This is a genomic window from Altererythrobacter sp. H2, from assembly GCF_035319885.1.
Classification (GTDB): domain Bacteria; phylum Pseudomonadota; class Alphaproteobacteria; order Sphingomonadales; family Sphingomonadaceae; genus 34-65-8.
In genome coordinates, this window is record NZ_CP141285.1 from 2065190 (window position 1) to 2084408 (window position 19219).

Consider the following 19219-nt stretch of genomic DNA (forward strand, 5'->3'; position numbering starts at 1 on the left):
CGTAGCTGGTGCCCGGTTCCGACCGGACTCGCTGTGATCTTGGAAAGGCGCGCCCCTACAAAGAGCCGGGGCAAATGGCAAGGATTAGTATCCTCTGGTCGGGTCGAATACCGGCCCGACCGGTTCGCCGCGCAGATACCGCTCCAGATTGTCGAGGAAACGCTGGGCGGACCGCTGAAACATCTTGTCCTGCGCCCGGCCTGACAGGTGCATGGTGATGTGCGCGTTGTCGAGCGCCCAGAGCGGATGATCAGCCGGCAAAGGCTCAGGCGTGGTGACATCAAGGAATGCCCCGCCGATGCGCTTCGCCTGCAGGGCCTCTACCAGCGCCGGCTGGTCCACCACCGCCCCGCGCGCGATATTGACCAGCACGGCATCGCTTTTCATCGAAGCGAGTTCTGTCGCGCCGATCATGCCGTCGGTTTCGGGGGTCGCGGGCACGGCCAGGATAACCCAGTCGAACTCACCCAGCTTGCCGCGCCACTGATCGGGGGTGAGGACGCCTTCGCCGCCGGACCGGCGAACCACCGTTACCTCGACTTCGAACGCCTCCAGCCGCGGCTTGATCAGCTGTCCGATCGCTCCGTAACCGAGCAGCAGGGCCTTGCTGCCCGCCAGCTCGCGTTTGCCGGGGCTGTCGAGCAGCCATTCGCGCCGGTCCTGTGCGCGAACAACATCGCGGTATCCCTTCGCCGTGGTCAGCATCCCCATCACCACATATTCGGCAATGGTTAGCGCATTGATCCCAGCCCCGTTGGTGACGGTGATGCCGCGTTCGATCAGCACATCCATCGGCATGAAATCGAGCCCGGCATAGATCGAGTTCAGCCATTTCAGATTTGTCGCCGCCCGCAGGGTTTCGGCCATGGCCTGCTGATCATGCATGTCGAACCAGCCGATCTCGGCCTCCGGCACGATCTCCAGCGCGTCTTCTTTCGTCATGAACCAGCGCACGTCGAGCCCCTGCGGCAGGCGCGGCTCAAGCAGCGGGCGGATCAGGCCGGACAGCGCAAGTATCGTCATAGTTTCCACTCCCAACCCAGCGGGTCGCCATCCATCACGTCCACGCCCTGCGCGGCCAGTTCATCGCGGATCGCATCCGACGCGGCGAAGTCCCTGGCGGCGCGCGCCTCCGTGCGGCGGGCAAGCGCCGCGTCAATTTCAGCCTCGGTGATGGTTGCAGTGACCGGTCGCAGACGCAGGTCCGCGCGGGTGAGGTTGAGGAGGTCAAGGCCGAGGACCGATGCCATCGCCGCGGCCAGATCAGCCTTCGTACCAACATCAACTTTCTTGGCCGCCAACACATCATCAAGCGCGGTGAGCGCGACGGCAGTGTTGAGATCGTCGGCAATGGCAGCATCGAACTTGTCGAGCATCGGCTGCAGCTTGCCCCAGGCGCCACCCTGAATCTGTTTCAGGGTCCATTCCGCTTTCTGCTCCAACGGCGCATCTAGATCGGTGGATGCCGCCGCAAGTTCAGCATGACGGGCTTTCAGCGCCTCTACCGCCATTACCATCCGCTTCAGCCGCGTCAGCGCCGCGCCCAGCCCTTCCCAGCTGAACTCCAGCTCACTGCGGTAATGCGCTTGGAGGCACATCAGGCGGTAGGCGAGCGGGTGGTAACCCTTGTCGATCAGCAGTTGCAGCCGCAGGAATTCGCCCGCGCTCTTGCTCATCTTGCCGCTGCGCTCGACCAGGAAATTGTTGTGCATCCAGATGCGGGCGCCGCTGTTTTCAGCCCGGTCCAGCCCGTTGGTGCAGCAATGCGCCTGGTTCTGCGCGATCTCGTTCGGGTGGTGGATTTCGCGGTGGTCGATGCCGCCGGTGTGGATATCGAACGGGAAGCCGAGCACCTCTCCGCTCATCACCGAGCACTCCAGATGCCAGCCGGGCGCGCCCTTGCCCCACGGCGAGTCCCACTCCATCTGCCGCGTCTCGCCCGCGGGGGTCCTGCGCCAGATGGCGAAGTCGGCGGCGTTGCGCTTGCCCTCCACGCTCTCGATCCGGCCCTCTCCGTCTTCGGTAACAGCACGCGCCAAACGCCCGTAATCGGCCACGGTGGACACATCGAAATAGAGCCCGCTCTCCAACTCGTAGCAGTGCTTGTCCGCTATCCCCTTGGCAAATTCGATCATCTGCTCGACGTAATCGGTGGCCACCGTCCACTGCGCCGGCTGGCGGATATTCAGCGCCCGCACGTCGGCCCAATAGGCCTGCTTGTAATGCTCGGCGATGCCCCAGATAGACTGCGCTTTCTCCGCAGCCATCTTCTCCATCTTGTCCTCGCCCGCATCGGCATCGTCCGTCAGGTGGCCGACATCGGTGATGTTGATCACGTGGGTGAGCTTATACCCCTTCCATGACAGCGCGCGCCCCAGCACATCGGCAAAAACATAGGCGCGCATGTTGCCGATGTGCGGGTAGTTGTAGACCGTCGGCCCGCAGGTGTAGACCCGTGCCTCGCCGGGGTGGACGGGCTCGAGCGGCTCGATCTGGCGGGTCAGGCTGTTGAACAGCTTGAGAGGGGTCTCGGTCATGGCCGGTGCGCTCTGCCCGCACAGGGCGAGCGAGGTCAAGCGTTCCCGCTCGCCGCGCTCACTCTGCTGGCTCCGCGCACAGGGCGGATTCCGCCGCTTCGCCTTCGCATTCACCGACCCACAGATCCTCGTTACCAGCCCCGGTGACCGGATCGTCGATGAGCGGATCGTTCCGGCCATCTGCCGCCTCGCGCAGTTCGAACAGCGGAGTGTCGAGCAATCCCCCCCCGATGGTTTCGTCGGGGTTGGTGGTGTTCTCGGCCAGTTGCTCCTCGATCAGATCCTGCACGGGGAACGACCCTTCGCCCAGGAATTCGGGGATTTCGATGCATCCGGCCGGGTTGGCAATCAGGCATCCGTTGATGGTCGCGCCCGGATCGAAGGCACTGCTGATCTGGGCCAGTGGCACCGCATTCACTCCGGTCACCCCGGCGATGATCCCGTTGATTACGATCGGCTGGTTGGTGCCGGACGGATCGGAAATCAGCAACACATCGACGGTAAATCCGCGCCGCTCGCCAAAGCGCCTGCCCGGGGCGGTGTTCTGGATGAAGACCTCGCTGCTGACCGTAGTGATGTCGAGCGTACCGGTGCGGATGACGCCATCGGGATTGTCGATCCCGTCATTTCGCGCCAGCCGATCATTGATCGCGGCGATGCCAGACGCCCCCTCCACGTCCGCCAGGGCCTGTTCAGTCAGAGCGTAGAAGTTCGACGCCACCACCGCGATGGCGCCGAGGAAAGTGCCCGAGCCGTCATTCACTTCCAGCAGGCCGGTAGCGGCATTGAGGAAAACGTTGCCACCCGTTTCAAGCCCGAGTGCATTGTCGGCCGTGGCCCCGGTCATCACCACTTCGCCGACCACCTCGATCCCTTCGGCGGCACGGAAATCCACCCGTCCTTCGCCGCGCAGATTGCCGTTCGCGCTGGTGCCCGATGCGACCCGGATGTCGAGATCGTCGAGCATGATCGCGGTGCTGGCGCTGATGGCGATGCTCTGGCTGGCAGCGATCCGGGAGAACTCGTCGTTGTCGATGGTGAACCCGCTGGCGCTGCCCGCCTCTCCGCCTATCCGCGCGATGCCGCCGCCGGATATGTCGATTGTCTCCGTCGCATCGAGGCTGCCCAGCGACCCGGCTGAACTGATCGCCAGATCGGCTGCCTGCAGAACGATGTCACGTCCGACCGCTGCGGCCCGAAGATCCGCCCGCTCGCCAGCACGCATCGTGAGATCGGCCGCCGCGTCAACCTCACCGGAGACTGCCAGATTTTCGCCTGCTTCGATCAGCACGTTGCCGCCGGTCCCGGGGCTGGATTCCCGGGCGCGGACATTGGCCAACGTGGCGTTCCCGCCGCTGCTGACCAGCCGCACATCCCCGGCAACAGCTTGAGCACCGCTCATGTCGAGATCGCCCGAAGTCTCGATATCGATGTCGCCAGAGGATGCATTGGCAAGCGCCGCCAGGTTGCCAGTGGACCGCAAGAACACACTCTGGCCGGAAGCGTCGACGAGCCCGCTCATGTCGATATCGACATTGACCCGAACCGCACCGCCAGACGCCGCGAGCAGCGCGGTATTGCCGACCAGCGTATTCAGGGTGATGCCGGTAACCGCGGCGATGTCGACCACTCCGGTGCCGGACTGGCTCGCCGTCACGCTGTCAGCCATGAAGCTGCCGTCGGTTGCGATAGTGACGTCTGCACCCGCTGTGATGGTTGTGGCGGCGATATCTCCAGCACCGCTGGAGGAAAGCCCGACCGACGCGCCAGCTGCAACGCTGTCGAAGGCTATCCCGGCTGCGGAAGCGACGGTCAGCGCGCCATCCGCGACCAGCGTGGTCCCGCTGAACCCGCCGGTTCCGGCATCGATCGCGATGGCGTTCCCGGCCACCAATGCGCCGCTGACAATCCCGTCGCCGAGGCCGCTCGCAAGCGTGACAGACCCGCCTGCGGTTCCGGTGCCGAGGTCGATCGCGCCGCCAGTAACCGCCAGATCGGTCGCAGCAGCAAGCGAGTCCGCCGTCACCGCTGTTGCACCCTGCAGGTCGATCGCGCCGCCGGTCGAGGTTATGCCGCCGGCCGAGAACGCACCGCTCCCGGCGATTCCGGACACCTCGCCTGCAGCGGCAATCAAGGCGAGGGTGACGGCCTCGCCGTCCACCGTCACGCCGGCACCCGAGGCAATGTTGCCGCCGACAATCTCGCCAGTCTCGGCCAGCAGCGAAACCGGTCCTGCACTGTCGATACCGGCGAAGTCCACACTGCCGTCGGCCGTGACTGACACACCGGCACCATCGGCCCCGGACACGTTCCGCACCGCGATATCACCGCCGGAAACCAGGCTTGCGCCGCCGCCCGACAGGATCACATCGCGCAGGGCCATGTCAGCCGCCGAAATGGCCGAGACTCCGGCGCCAGCGACCAGGTCGCGCGCGGCAATTGCGCCCGTCTGCGCCCGCAGCGCCACCGTTCCACCGGCATCGAGGTCGCCTGCAAGGCTGATCGACTGGCCGGCGTTCAGGCTCGCGTCGCCACTGGCCGAACCGGTCCCGATCGAAATGTCACCGCCCGCGCTGGCAAGGAGATTGCCGCCCAGGACATTGACGGTACCCAAGGCAATGTCGGCATCGGCGACGACCGACAGACCGCCACCGACGGTCGTATCTCCCGCGATCGTGACCGAACCGAAGGTGGAGGCGATCGAACTTGCGCCCGCCCCTGCGGTCAGGCTGTCGCCGGTCACATTGCCATTGCCGAAGGCCGTCTGGCTGGAGGATTCCGTCAGCAGGGTTACGATCTCGCCCGCCACCAGCGCGGCGAAGTCGATCTGGCTGCCGGTTACGGCGATCAGCCCGCCAGCACTGGAATTGCCCAGCGTGACCGGTCCGCCCGCATTGATCACGATATCGCCGCCGGTGATGATGGAGTCGGGTCCGGTGACGAAGGCTGCCGCCGCCGCCGCGGTGAAGTTTCCGCCTGCTTCGGCAAGGCTGACATCGATCCCGCCCGCACTGTCGAGAGCAATATTGCTGCCCACTTCCAGCCTGGCAAAGCTCATGTCGCCCGCCGTGGTTTCCGCCGTGACTGAACCTGCTGCATCGACCAGCCCGAGGGCGATGGACTGCGCCACCAAGCTTACATCGGCATCAGTCACAATGTCACCCGCACCGGTATTGGCACCGATCCGGCCATTGCTGGCCGTTAGCGAAACCGCGTCATTCGAGCGGATCAGGTTGAACAGGATGTCGCTCCCGCTGCTCAGATTGACGGTGCCCGCAAGCACATCGCCCAGCAGCACCCGGCTGCCGGTCACAGAGACCGAACCGGGCGAGGACAGGTTTCCACCGGCAACTTCACCAGCTGCCACAAAGGCAAGCGCTCCGCTTGCGGTGGCCTGGTCGAAGGTGAGCCCGCCTCCGGCATCCACGGTAAACGCCCCGCCCTGCGCGGCGATCGTGCCGAGCCCGATATTTCCGGCGGCCTCAAGATCGATGGCGCCGCCAACCGTGATTGCACCGGTCGCGGCGATATCGCCCGCCGTCGCCCGCAGGCCGAGATTGCCGCCGACCGAACCGTTGGCCAGCGACACCGAACCGCCAGACATTGTGGTGCTCCCGCCGCTGGCAAGGCTGGCCGTCGTTGCCGTTCCGGCTGCGGTAATCGCGATCGCGCTGACTGCATCGAGAGCGCCGAATGCCGCATCCGCGAGCGTCGCCGTGGCATTAATCGAACCGTCCGACGTCACGTCGCCCAACGCAATGGCCTGCGCGAGCAAGGTCACATCGGCACCACTCACAATGTCGCCCGCGCCGGTGTTGGCTGCAATGGTGCCGGCACTTGCGGCAAGATTGATCGCGCCGCCGGATTGGAGCCTGTCGAACACGATGTCGCTGCCGCTGGCAAAGGCGAAGGCGCCTGCCTTGCCGTTACCGATCGCAATGCTGGCTGCCTCCAGCGTAACCTCGCCAGGCGCTTCAAGATCGCCGCCCGCGATGCTGCCGCCTGCCGCCATCGTGATGCTGTCGCTGCTTTCGGCAGCGTCGAAGGCGATGGTCCCTCCGGCATTGACCGCGAAGCCGCCTCCTGCCGCTGACAACGCGCCAAACGTCACGTGATCGCTCGCCGCAAACGCAATTGCGCCGCCTACTCTGGCTACTTCGGTTGCATCGATGCTGCCGGCGCTCGCCGTCAAGCCCAGGTTGCCGCCGATCTCGAGTGCGCTGAGGCCGATCTCCCGGGCAGAAAAGGCAAGGTTGCCTCCGGCCAGGCTTGGGCCGCCCGACCCGGGCAGCAGGGTGATGGTGCCATCGGCGGCTGCAACCCTCACATTGCGTCCGGCAGTGATGCCAGCGCCAAACATCACGCTGCCTGCCACCGGGTCATCGGCCAGCCCGGTCAGGTCGCGGCCGGCAGTGATTGCGCCATCGAACAGGAAATCGCCCGAGCCGCTGAAGACCACGTCATTGCCCGCGCTGGTCGTGCCAAGCACCCGCGTCACCCCGCCGCCCGCGTTGAAGATGGTCACGTCACCAACAGTGGCGAGCGCGCCGACCGTTATATCGCCGCCAAAGGCGCTGAGATCGATGACCGTCGGCAGGCCGAAAGCCAGCACCGGATCGAAGGCGGTGAGTGTCCCGGCGACCAGATTGCCGCCTTCCGAAACGATCGTCATCCCCGGTGCGGTGACATCGCCGATCTGCACAGAGCCACTGGTTGAATTGACGGTGACAAAGCCTGACAGACGGCCCGCTGGAGCAGGCGTTACGCCGGTGACCTCCACGTCTGCCAGTGTCACATTGGCGCCCAGCAGGTTGAGGTTGCGGACGGCGCTGGCGAGGCCAGTCAGCACCAGATCGCCCGCGCCGCTGCCGTCCCGGTCCGCCTGGAGATCGCCATCGCGCCCGGCGTCGAACGAGAAGCCCGTAACCTCACCTGCCGCCGAGACCGATGCATCGCGGCCAGCTGTGAGACTGCCGAACCCCATCCCGCCCGCGACAGCGAGCAAACGGACGTCATTGGCAGCCGTGATATCAGCAACAGCAATGCCTCGCGCGGCATCTGCCACCACATCGCCCGTCGCGCTGGCGAGATCGCCGGCAGCAATCGTTGTCCCCGCAGCAAGGCTCAGCAGACCGCCCGCGGAAGTCTGACCGCCCAGAGTGATCGCGCCGCCATTGGCTGTGAGGAACAGGTCACCGTCTGCGCCCGCATCACCGGACAGGGTGATGTCCCCGGCCGTTGTGACAAGGCTGCTCACCCCTTCCCCCGCCTGCACTGCCCCGCCCGTAATATCGCCCGTGCCGCCCGCAGTGATGCCGGGCGCGACGGTCGAAAGCTCTATCGTCGTGCCTGCCACCAGGCTGGCGAAGTCGATCTGGCTGCCCCTGACGTCGATCAGGCCGCCGGCGCTCGAATTTCCCAGCGCAGCCGGACCGCCCGCATCGATCACGATGTCGCCCCCGGTGATGATCGAATTGAGCGAAGTGGTGAACGAAAGGCCTGCGATGGCGGTAAAGTCCGTCGCCGTCTCGGCATGGTCGACCAGAATGTCGCCTGCACTCCGCAGGCTGACGGAATTGGCCAGCACCTCGCCCAGCACGATCCGGGATCCTTCGACCCGAAGGTCCGCGCCGGTGTCGACCGCATCGAGCTGCGCCAGACCGCCAGCCGTGAACGCAGCGAGTCCACCCGGTGCGGAGAATGCGCCGAGGACGATGTCTCCGCCCGCGCGATAGTCGATCCCGCCCGACCCGGCGCGGACCTGCCCGACCAGGAAATCACCGGGAGTTTCGAACAGGCCCTCAAGCGCGCCGCCGACCCCGGCAGCACTGGTCAGCTCGCCTCCTGCAGAAATCTCGGTCGCGATGACATCCTGACCGACCGTGATTCCGATATCGCCGGTGCTGGTGAGTGAAGCACTGCCGAGCAGGCTGCCGGCAGCCTCGATCACGATCTGGCTGCTGGCAATCCCGGCGTCCCGCAGATCGACATCACCCGTGCGGCTGACGGCGCTGAACAGTTCGCTGGCATCAAGCGTGGTCGCAATGCCGTTGCTGCCCATGACGATGTCGTTGCGGGTGGTGATGCGGATTGCGCGCGCATTGACCGTGCCCTGCTCGATAGTCAGGGCAATGACATCGTTCGCGCTGGCCTGTCCGATGTCGATCACGTTGTCCGCAGCGATACTGCCAAGGCAGATGTTGCCTTCGAGGCAGGGCGCGGTCAGCAGCCCGTTGTCGTCCGAACCGGCAACGCCGGAAGCCGGGGCATTGTCGATATCGAACGAGAGCGAGCTGGCGGCGAAACTACCGTCAAGCCCGTCGATTGCAGCGGCGCGGGCGATCACCGCACCACGTCCGCCGTCCAGCCTGCCGTCCACCACCAGCGACGCGATCGGGGTGGCCGGGGTGCTGAACAGGTTGGTCAGCCCGCCAGCGTGGAGATCAATCGAACCGGCCCCGTCAAAGGGGTTCGCCGGATCAATCGCGAGTGCTGCATCGCGGGCAGATTGCAGCAAAGCGCCGGTGTCGATGATGATATCATCACCCGTTCGAACAACAATCGCGTCACCAGTCAGTGCCTGCGACCCGGTGGCGAACCGTGCGCTGCCACCGGCGTTGACTGCGATCGAGGCATAGGAATCGACCGTGCCGGTAATCAGCACATCGGCCAGATTATCGTAGGCCGAGCCGCCAAAAGGGTCGAGCCCGGCATCGATCCGGATGCCGGAAGCGTTGCTCGCCCCCTGCGGGCCGGTCACCCGGGCATTGCCCAGCGTCACATCGCCCCCGGCGGCGATCACCAGCGCCGGTATCGCTCTGACATCGGCCAGATCGACCGCGCCGCCGGCGAGCAGGACGACTTCGTTACCGGACAGGATTGTCCCCGCGGCCGCTGTGATCGCGCCGCCTGCCTGCGCCAGCACGTTGCCGGTGCTGCCGAGAGAGACGAGCCCGCCCGTGTTGCCGCTATGGCTCAGCAGGATGTCACCACTGGCATCGAGGCTGGTGTTGCCGCCAACCCGGATCTGCCCCGCCCCGTCGAGGACCAAAGCGATATCGCCTGCCGTTGCAGTGACTGACAGGTTACCGCCCACATCCGCCGCTCCGAGTGTCACCCCGGCCCCTGTAATGCTGGTATCGGTGCCGCTTGTCAGGCTGGCAAACGACGGCGTCCCGGCCGCAGCAATCGTGATCGCATTTGCGGCATCGAGCGCGCCAAAGGCTGCATCACCAACCGTGGTCGTGGCGCCAATCGAACCGCCCGAGGTCACATCACCGACGGCAATGCTCTGCGCCAGCAATGTAACGCTGCCGTCACTCTCGATATCGCCTGTGCCGACGTGCGCGCTGATCAGGCCGCTGCTGGCGGTGAGTGTGACCGGGCTGGTCGCGCGGATCAGGTCGAAAAGGATGTCGCTCCCGCTGGTCAGAGTGACGGCGCCCGCGATCACATCGCCCAGCACAATCCGGGTTCCGGTTACGAAAACCGCGCCGGGCGAGGACAGGTTGCCGCCCGACACTGCGCTGCCTGCGACAAAGGTAAGCGCGCCAGTCGCACTGGCCGCATCGAACGTAATCCCGCCCCCGGCATCGGCCGTGAACCCGCCGCCTTGTGCAGCCAGCGTGCCGAACCCGATACTGCCGGTAGCGTCGAGATCGATCGAGGTGGCGACCGTTACGGTGCCGGTCCCGGCGATATCGCCTGCGATTGCATTAAGACGCAGCGCGCGTCCGACCGATCCTGAGTCAAGGCGCACTGACCGGGCAGTGATGGTGGTGTCGAGGCCGGAATCGGACGATCCGACTACCGCGTCACCACCAAGGGCTGTCACCCGCACACTCAAGGCTGCCGAAGCCTCGCCGATCAAGGCGTCGCCGGTTGTGGCGACGGCAGTGGCGTCAAGGAAGGTGGAGGTGAAGCTGTCGATCTCGATCGATGCGGCATCGATGGTCGGCGCTGCCCCCTGGAAGGCGCCGCCGGTCAGGGCGCCACCCACATCCAGGTCAAGGCCATTACTGCTCAGCAGCGACGCAATATCGGCATCACCCGCAACATCGACAATCACAGTCTGGTTGGTCGTACCCGAAGCCAGGGCGCCGGCGGCCAGGTTGCCGCCCGCCTGTATCGTCAGCACGGCCCCGGCCGAGAGATCGGCCAGCAGCATGTCACCGGCGGAAACGAGGTCCACCCGGCCGACTGCGCTTACGCCACCCAGCGAAAGGGCATCGGCTGACGTGACCGCGAACCCGAGCGCGGAATCGACCGTGCCGACTGCAATCGAGCCAGTCGTCGAGATCAGGGTGGAATTGGCCCCCGTCCCGGTCTGTTCCAGCGTACCGATCTCCATCGACCCCGCCTCAGCCAGTATCCGGCCTCGTGACAGGAGCGCGTCGGCGGCAAACGCACCGCCGACAGTGATATCGGTAATGTTGTTGCTGGTGAGCGAGGTGATGGTGGCATCGCCGCCAACCGACAGGCTGGCCGCCTGAGTGAATGTACCGGCGACCAGGTCGAGCGCCGTCAGGTCGCCGCCTGCCGTGAGAGCAAAGGCCGCCCCGGCTGACAGATCGCCCAGCGCCATATTGGTGCCGGACGTGAGATTCACATTTCCAGCAGCGGTGACTGCACCTGTTGCCACAGCACCGGCGCTGTTCACCGTGATCCCTGACAGGGACGCAACAAGCTCTTCAGCAGTCAGATCGCCGCTGGTTGATTCAAGGTCAATAAATCCGGCTGACGAAGTGACTCGACCAAGCAGGATCGAACCGGCCGTCACATTGATGTTCGAACCTGCGAGAATCGATCCGCCAGTGATCGACCCGCCGGTCAGGCTGACCAGTCGGGCGCTGTCTATGCCGGTGAAGCCGATATCGCCGGCCGCCTCCACTGTTACATCCGACGAGGCCCCGGTCGTGGTCAGTTGGCCAACGGTAAAGTCGCCGCCCGCATTTGCGGTAAAGGCGAGGCTGTTGACCGTTGTCAGCGAGATGGCAGCAGCACTGGTCAGGCTGACGGCACCGGTGGTTGCCATGATGCCGACAATGAGATCGCCAGCCGAAGTTGTCAGCGTGGTCTGCGCGGTGGCTCCGACTGCACCGATTTCCATGGCCGTGGCGTCGGCGGTTATGATCCGCCCGTCGATGCCCGCAGCGTCAAGGCGTCCGCCAGCATCGAGCAACACATCGAGACCGGAGCGGGCCAGGCCCAGGCCGATCGAGCCGCCTGCCGCAGCATCGATGGTGCCGGTGGTGGTCGTCAGATTACCGGTGGAGATCGCACCGACTGCGTCGAGGTCGATGGTGCGCGTCGCCACAATGTCGGCATCACCCCCACCGGTGATGTCGCCCGCAATGGCATTGAGCACCACATCGCGGCTGGACCTGATCGCGGTAAAGGCAATGTTCTGCGCCGTGATGACGACATCGGGGCCCGCGCCGATCAATGCGCCGGGTCCGGCGCTGAAATCGCCGCCTGCAGTGGCAGTCAGCGTACCGCCGAGGTCGAGCGACGCAAGGTTGCCCACATTGCCCGTGTGGGTGACGTCGATATCGCCGCCCGCCTGAAGGATCGTGTCGCCACCGACCGCGAACTGGCCGCTGGCGGTGAACTGAAACGCAATGTCCCCCGCCACATTGGCATCGACGGCCCCCGTAACGGTAATGGGCCCGCTGCCACCCGCAATCGTGAGGGACGGCGTGCCGGGAGCCGTGCCGGGTCCGCCGGCGGTCACGGCAAGTGACCCCATGGTAATGAGCCCGGCGGGATCTGCCGAGGCATCGGTGATAGTGATCCGGCCCCCAGCCGTGGACCCGGCGACGGTGCCGCCACCGCCAATGCCGCTTGCATCGATCACGACCGTTCCCAGCGAAAGAACTCCGGGACTGCCATCAAGCGTTTCGAGCAAGGGGGTTCCACCAGTGCCGAGGCCGCCATTTCCGCTCGCACCGAAGACGCCTGTTCCCTCGTCTCCGCCCAGGCCGCCGGCACCACCTGTGCCAGTTGCCAGGATCCGGAGGTCCGGTGCGACAATGGTTCCGCCCACCGCTCGCAAGGTCGGTGAACCGCCGGTGCCACGGCCCCCGTTGCCGCCCGCACCGGGGCTGCCGCCGCTGACCATGTCCACGCTGCCGCCCTGGCCGCCGGCGCCCCCGGTCGCGCCCACGGCAAGGATGAAGGTGCTTCCGGAAATGCCCTCCAGCGTCAGCGTTGCCCCGCTGCCGGCTTCCAGAGCAAGGGTGCCGCCCGTGGCGTCGCCGCCGGTGCCGCCGTTCCCTACCGGGCCGCCAATATCGTTACCCCCGCCAATCCCGCCAGCCCCGCCTGTAGCGATCGCGCTGGCGGTGACCAGCGACGGATCCAGTGTCAGCATGGCTCCCTCGCCACTGATCCGGAAACGCGAAGTGCCACCAATCGCCGCACCGCCAGTGCCGCCCAGACCGCCGGGCGTTACCGAATCACCGGATCCGCCGATCCCGCCGCTGCCTCCGGTTGCGTCCGCATCAAGGGCAAGATTGCCCAGCGCAAGCGTGATCGTCGGCCCGTCGGCAACGTCGAGCGCGGCAGTGCCGCCTGTGCCAACCCCGCCGGAGCCGCCTTGACCACCCGAAGCACCTGTGCCTCCAATCCCGCCAATCCCGCGCGCACGGGCAATCAGGCTGTTGAGCGTCAGATCGCCCCGGGCAACAAGCTCGATGGTGCCGCCAGTGCCATCGCCGCCGGGACCGCCGCTGCCGCTGGACGCACCGTTCCCACCGATTCCCCCGGTGCCAATCGACGTGAAGAACGCATCGTTGATGGTCAGGCCCGAAGCCGCGTCGGACGTGATCCGGATGTCTCCGGCCAGTCCGGACCCGCCTGCCGCACCAGCGCCGCCCTCCCCGCCCCGGGCATCGAGCACAATGCTGGCGTCACCGACATCGACCTGAGAGCCGATAACGGTCAGACTGAAATCGGGTGCTGTCACATCCGCCCCGGCAAAGCCGAATGCCGCAGTGTCCGTGGAAGCTTCGTAGCTAACGTCAAAGACCGGGATATCGACCGTGCTGTTTTCGATCCGCAGCGCGATGCTCCCGCCCCGGACACTGCCGAGCGGGCCAGTCGGTTCAGTATTGTAGAAACTGCCGAGGAAGGACGACAGAGCAATGTCGCCCGCAAAGCTTGATCCGTTCAGTATCGAGATGCTCTGATTGCCGCCAAGCGCAAGTCCGGCCGCTCCTCCCGCCCCGTCACCGCCGACCGCTTCGCCGAACGCAAACAGTCCTATGTTGCCAGTATGGGTTGAGCCATCGAGCAGATAGGTCAGATCGCCCGACCGGGAAGAGCCGCCTGCCAGGGCAAACCCGCCACCGGCAAAGGTATCCATGGTCAGGTTGCCATCAATAGCCGACCCGTTGCGCGCAAGCAGGCCGATGCTGCCACCGGTCACGGGGCCGCCGGTGCTGTTGGGCACGATGCTGGTAAAGAAAATGTCCGACGTGATCGAGGAGCTGTCCAGTCCCACCCGCACGTTGCCGGTCGTCACGGGCGTGGCCGATGGCCCGTGCAGGTATTCAGCATAGAGCGCGGTGAAACCTGCCGTCAGGCTTGAACCGTTGATGAGGTCAATGACGATAGCATCGGACAGGCTGTTGGTTGTCGCCCCGACAACGGTTGTGGAAAACGAGAAACCCGCACCGGCGTCCAGCGTGGCATTGTCCAACATGACCCGGATCGTGCCATCGGTCGCGTCGCCGCCAGGCGCGTACGTTTCCAGGGTGGCGTCGAAGGAGCCCCACTGGTGGGTGCTGTTCGCCAGAGTGACGGTAATCGAGCCGCCAGTGGCGGTGGCATCCCCGGGAAACAGGTTCGGTGACGGTGGGCCGGCGCTGGCCGGATTGTCCCTGCCCGCGCCCGCCAGCAACTGCGACTGGCTGGCAATCGTCGACGAACCGCCCGTAAAGGCGAGGTTGATCTCGCCGCCAAAGGTGTCACCCCCTGTCAGCGTCTGGAGCAGCGGGTTGCCGGACTGGGGCTCATAGGCTCTCGCATCAACAAACAGGCTCCGCTGGCGCGGCCCCACCGGGAACCCGGCAATGGGGAACTGGCCCTCGATGTCGAAGCTCGACCCGGTTCCGCTCATCAGGAGATCGACCGTGCCGCCGCGTCCGGCGCCGGCATTGAGCTCACCGATCGCCGCCTTTGCGCTGGCATCAATCCACAGACCGCCCGTGATTGTGAGAGCTCCGGCGCTGGCGACATCGACCAATGCCGTGCCTCCGGTCGCATCTGCGCCAGTGGCTCCGCCTCTCAAATCGGCATGGCCGGCCGCATTGACGTACGCGACGAGGTTGCCGAAGATATTGAGGGCGCCGCCGGACGCGAGCAGGCTGGCTGTTCCGCCAGAGGAGGCGCCGTTGCCGCCGGGCGCGCCGAACACACTTGGCCCGCCCCCCCCGTCACCGCCGACGCCCCCGCGCCCACCGGCGTCAAGGCGCACCGTTCCGGTAAGGTCAGTGATGCCCAGCGACCCTGCGTTCAAGGCGGCAACGGTGATTGCGCCACCCTGGGCATTGCCGCCAGACCCTCCATTGCCGGGGGCGAAGAAGGGGGCTGCACCCCCGACGCCACCGGTCCCGCCAGTGCCGGTTGCAAGAACGGCGCTGGCAAGGCTCACAGATGTCGCTGCGCCATCGGCTACAAGATTGACACTGCCGCCAACCCCTGCGCCACCGGCGCCGCCATTGGCCGCAGGGTCAAAATCATTGGGGGTCGCACCGCCCGTCCCGCCGTCGCCGCCGGTTCCGGCGGCCGCCAGGGCAAGCACGGGGTTGCCGGTAAGCGTACCGCGGTTGGCGATGCTGATCGAACCGCCCGTGCCTATGCCTCCGCCTCCGCCCGCCACCAGATCAGAACCGTTGCCACCTGCCCCGCCGGAACCGGAGACGTCGACACTGAGCGTCGCCAGATCGAGGGAGCCGCCAGCCAGATTGCTGATCGACACAGTCCCCCCGATACCGCCACCACCGGCGTCGCTTGTCGCCAGTGCCGCACCACCACCACCGCCCAGCCCGATCGCACTGATCGACAGCCCGTTGCCACTCAGGCGTGCGCTATTGTTGACCGTGACCGTCCCGCCTTGCGCGCCGTTTGCCCGCCCCGTGGCAGCGAGGGAATCGTCTGCATCGGCGTCGGCTCTCAGAATCAAATTGCCGAAGGTCAGCGCGCCGGAGGCCAGGGTGAGATCGACCGTACCACCGGTCACCGTGGTGCCGGACGTCACCGGGCCCGGGGCAGACCGGTTCCCGGACACATCGATCAGCATGTCACCAAGGTTGATCCGGCTGTTGTTGCCCGACAGGCCGATATTGATACCACCGCCCGTCGCGGTGCCGGACCGCAGGCTGCCAAAACCCGCGGTAGCCCCGGCTGTCAGCGTGGTGTTCCCGTTGACCAGCAGTTCGCCACCCTGCGAGACATCGATGTTGATCGAGCCACCGATGCCGTCGCCGCCGAACGTCGGGCCCACGGAAACGCCGATCGGACTCACCGGGATATTGTCCACCCCGTTGCCGAATGCCGAAAGAAACAGGTTCCCGCCAACGATCAGACCGGACAAGCTTGCGTCGTCGTTCCTGCCCGCATCATCGACAATTACCGAAAGGGTGCCGCCCTGCCCCGGGACAGCGGCCTGGGCAGTGAAATTGTCGAACGCGAGAACCGAAGCACCTGAAGTGGCCCGGATGGTCAGCTCGTCCCCGGCCAGACCGATGAAGTCGGCCCCGTTCGTGGCACTGCCAATGGTCAGGTTGTTGCCGATACCGTCAAGATCGATGATCAGGTCACCGCTGGCCTGTGCGATAGTCGAGGAATTGAGTGTCGCCGGACCCAGTGTGATATTGCCGGAACGGGCCAGCGCCCCATCGCCCGCGCTCAGGACGATGATCCCGTTGCCGGCAGTGGCGACCGAGGCATCGGCGTAGCCGACATTACCCCCGACCAGCAGGTTGACGAAGTCATTCTTGGCGACGGTGGCCAGCGTGAATGCCCGGCTTGGGTTGTCAGCGGGCGTGGCACCGGTGGTGGTCCCGGTATGGACGACGCCGTTAGGATCATCGGTGCCGACATCGATCACCATGTCGAACAGGCCGCCGGTCACCGTCAGCGTGCCGCTTTCGGCGCCCACGTACGACACGTTGCCGCCGGAGATGACCGTTCCACCCTGCACCACCCGCGGGGCCCACATGACCATATAGTTGGTGGCAAGAAGCTGCGCCCCCGGAAGCACGGTTACCCCGCTCCCGGGCTGGCTCACGCCCAGGAAGTCCATCCCTGTCCCGGCACCACCGATGCCGGTCAGGTTGCTTGAGGTGAGCACCAGCCCGCCCACGGCAAACACGGAAGTCGGCCCGGCAATGATCCCCCCGGGGCTGTAGAACCAGACGTTGCCCCCGACCGCGCCCCCCACGAGGCTGACGACACCGCCGTTGAACTGGATCGCGCGGCTCGGATCGTCCGGGATGATCCGGTTGAGCACTGTATAAGTGCCATCCCCCGTAAACCCGAGGATGTTCCCTGCCGGCAGGATATCGATCACGTTCGTGCTTGTGGCGATATCATCCGGCCGCCAGGTGATGATCGCCTGAGGTGAATTTACCTGCACGACATCGCTGGTCGCGCTCCGGCTGATGTTGACCGTGCCGGTAACGGCGACCGGATCGGCCTTGAACGCTTTCACTCCCGGTGCGACCTGCGCCTGGGCCGACGGGGGGTTGAGCAGCATGGCCACGGCCGCAGCGACAACCGAGGCACTGCCCAGCAGCCCCGTCCGCCGCTGAAGGCGTGTGCGGCGAAGGGCGGAAGGCGAAATCTGGGGCGGGCGTCCGGGGGAATGCTTCATCGCGCGTACTCCCTCAACGCCGCCACGGCGCGAGCTGTATGGTTAGGTTGACGAGCAGGCGGGCATCGCCCCGGCTGGCCTGGAACGGGCCTCGCTCCAGCGGCACCGCACCGGTCACGTCGAGGAAGGCGCGCTGGCCGAGCATGGCGCGAAGGCCGCCGCCGACCGCAGTGATGGTGCGCGGATCGCCGGGCAGGTTCTTCGTCCCGGTCGCCAGCAGATCAAAGAAAACATAGGGCTGAAACGCAACGCCGCGCGGTGTTTTCGGGATCAGTGACCCATAAGCCAGCTCTACTGTCCCGCCGATCCCGCTGTCGCCAATGGTGGCACCGGGGTCGTATCCGCGCCCGATCGTGTAATTGCCGCCCGAAACCTGTTCGTAGCTGTAGAGCGCGTCGGGCGACCATTGCGCCCGCGGCTGGAACGAGATCGCCAGCAGCGGATGGGGGCGCACGTCCAGCCGCGCCTCGGCCCTTACCACAAACGCCGTCGGATCAGCATCAAGCCGTGCCGGGGGGACGACCCCCGGGCCGACGCAGTTAGCGAAAGTCGGGCCGCAATCCCGGCTGGCCCCGAGTACCGAAATGCCCTGCCGAAGCTCAAGCAAGGCAGCGAAAGCCAGTTTCGGTTCGACGGCGGAATAGCCACCCGCACCGCGCAGACTTCCCGCATCGATGCTATCATATTGCAGCCGTGCGAAGGCGACACGCAGGCGGTCGCGGCTCAGCGGCAGCGAACCGAAATCGGTGTCCTGATCAATCAGGTCGAACCCGGCAGTGGCGGACAGGTTACGGGTCTGGCTGCGCAGGACCGGGTAACGCGCCCAGAGACTGGCCACCAGCGTTTCGGAACTGAACGGGTCCGGCCCGGGCAGGTCCGGCGTGGTCCAGGCATATGTGAAGTCGCCGCCGAGCGTCAGCCCCTCGCTGCCGACGCGGAATTCATGGCCCAGCTGGGCGAGGTGCTGCTCATCCCAATCAGCCGTTGTAAACAGACCGAGCGTTGTCCGGTCACCCAGCCCCGTCAGCCCGTTTAACGTCACGCGGCCGAACGCGCCAATCCGGCCCACGCTTTTCGACCCGTAGTTCTGGACGTTCAGATCAGCGGTTACCGGGGTGCGCTCCACATCGAACACCCCGACCACATCACCCGGCGTGCCACCTTCGCCCACCGGCTGGAGCGACAGGCGAACATCCAGCCCGGGTATGTCCCGCGCCAGCAAAAGATACCGTTCCGCTTCGGCGATGTTGAACAGCGGCTGGCCTGAAAGCCGGTCGATATAGCGTTGCAGGACCCTTGCCGAAGGGCCGGCCTCTCCCCGTATCTGGACTTGCGCAAGGCGGGCGACGATCACGTCGAAATCGACCCGCCCGTCATCGATTTCCTGCACCGGAACCCGGACTGCTGCAAGGTAGCCTGACTGGCGCAGGATAGTGGCTGCCCGGTCGCGAATTTCGCAGATTGCAGCCACGGGCAGCTCCTGCCCCACGTATGGCTGCCACGCACCGGCCAGCATGCCCGGATCGATTTCACCAAGCCCGCTGAATTCCGCTCCGGAAAACGTGAAGCGCAGGTCGGCAAAGCGGGGGTCCGCCAGCGGGCAAGCGGCCCGTTCGACAGCATCGCCAACCGCTACGGGATCGCCGTCGAGACGCAGGCGCTGGTCGAGTTGCTCGCGGCGAATTTCCTCCCGCGTCGGCGGCGCAGGCGGGGCAATCTGTGCCTGTGCCGCCGAAGCCAGTCCCGAACCAAGTACGAGCGCGAACAGGAATTGCCTCACCAGTATCACGCCTCGCTCATGTCT

The 19219-nt window shown here is 65.8% G+C and carries 4 protein-coding genes; all 4 read right to left on the reverse strand.

Going from position 1 to position 19219, the window contains the following annotated elements; all coding sequences use genetic code 11:
- Positions 1–84: 84 nt before the first annotated feature.
- From U4960_RS10395 to U4960_RS10410, 4 genes are read right to left on the reverse strand one after another with little or no spacing between them, the layout of a single operon-like run.
- Positions 85–1023: a D-2-hydroxyacid dehydrogenase gene (locus tag U4960_RS10395; RefSeq protein WP_324260565.1), complete on the reverse strand. Its 939-nt coding sequence runs from the start codon at positions 1021–1023 to the stop codon at positions 85–87.
- Positions 1020–2537, reverse strand: a complete 1518-nt coding sequence (gene cysS / locus U4960_RS10400; RefSeq protein ID WP_324260566.1) for a cysteine--tRNA ligase — start codon at positions 2535–2537, stop codon at positions 1020–1022. The genes U4960_RS10395 and cysS overlap by 4 nt, the downstream gene beginning before the upstream one ends.
- Before the next feature lie 58 nt (positions 2538–2595).
- Positions 2596–17415 carry a beta strand repeat-containing protein gene (locus U4960_RS10405; RefSeq protein WP_324260567.1) on the reverse strand — a complete coding sequence of 4940 codons (14820 nt, stop codon included), beginning with the start codon at positions 17413–17415 and terminating at the stop codon, positions 2596–2598.
- A 13-nt stretch (positions 17416–17428) separates the two neighbouring features.
- Positions 17429–19204, reverse strand: coding sequence for a ShlB/FhaC/HecB family hemolysin secretion/activation protein (locus U4960_RS10410; protein WP_324260568.1), 1776 nt, complete (start codon positions 19202–19204; stop codon positions 17429–17431).
- Positions 19205–19219: the final 15 nt, after the last annotated feature.

Excerpts from the sequence above, each read along its gene's own strand:
- U4960_RS10395 (WP_324260565.1), bottom strand. The coding sequence starts at position 1,023 with ATGACGATACTTGCGCTGTCCGGCCTGATCCGCCCGCTGCTTGAGCCG.
- cysS (WP_324260566.1), bottom strand. The coding sequence starts at position 2,537 with ATGACCGAGACCCCTCTCAAGCTGTTCAACAGCCTGACCCGCCAGATC.
- U4960_RS10405 (WP_324260567.1), bottom strand. The coding sequence starts at position 17,415 with ATGAAGCATTCCCCCGGACGCCCGCCCCAGATTTCGCCTTCCGCCCTT.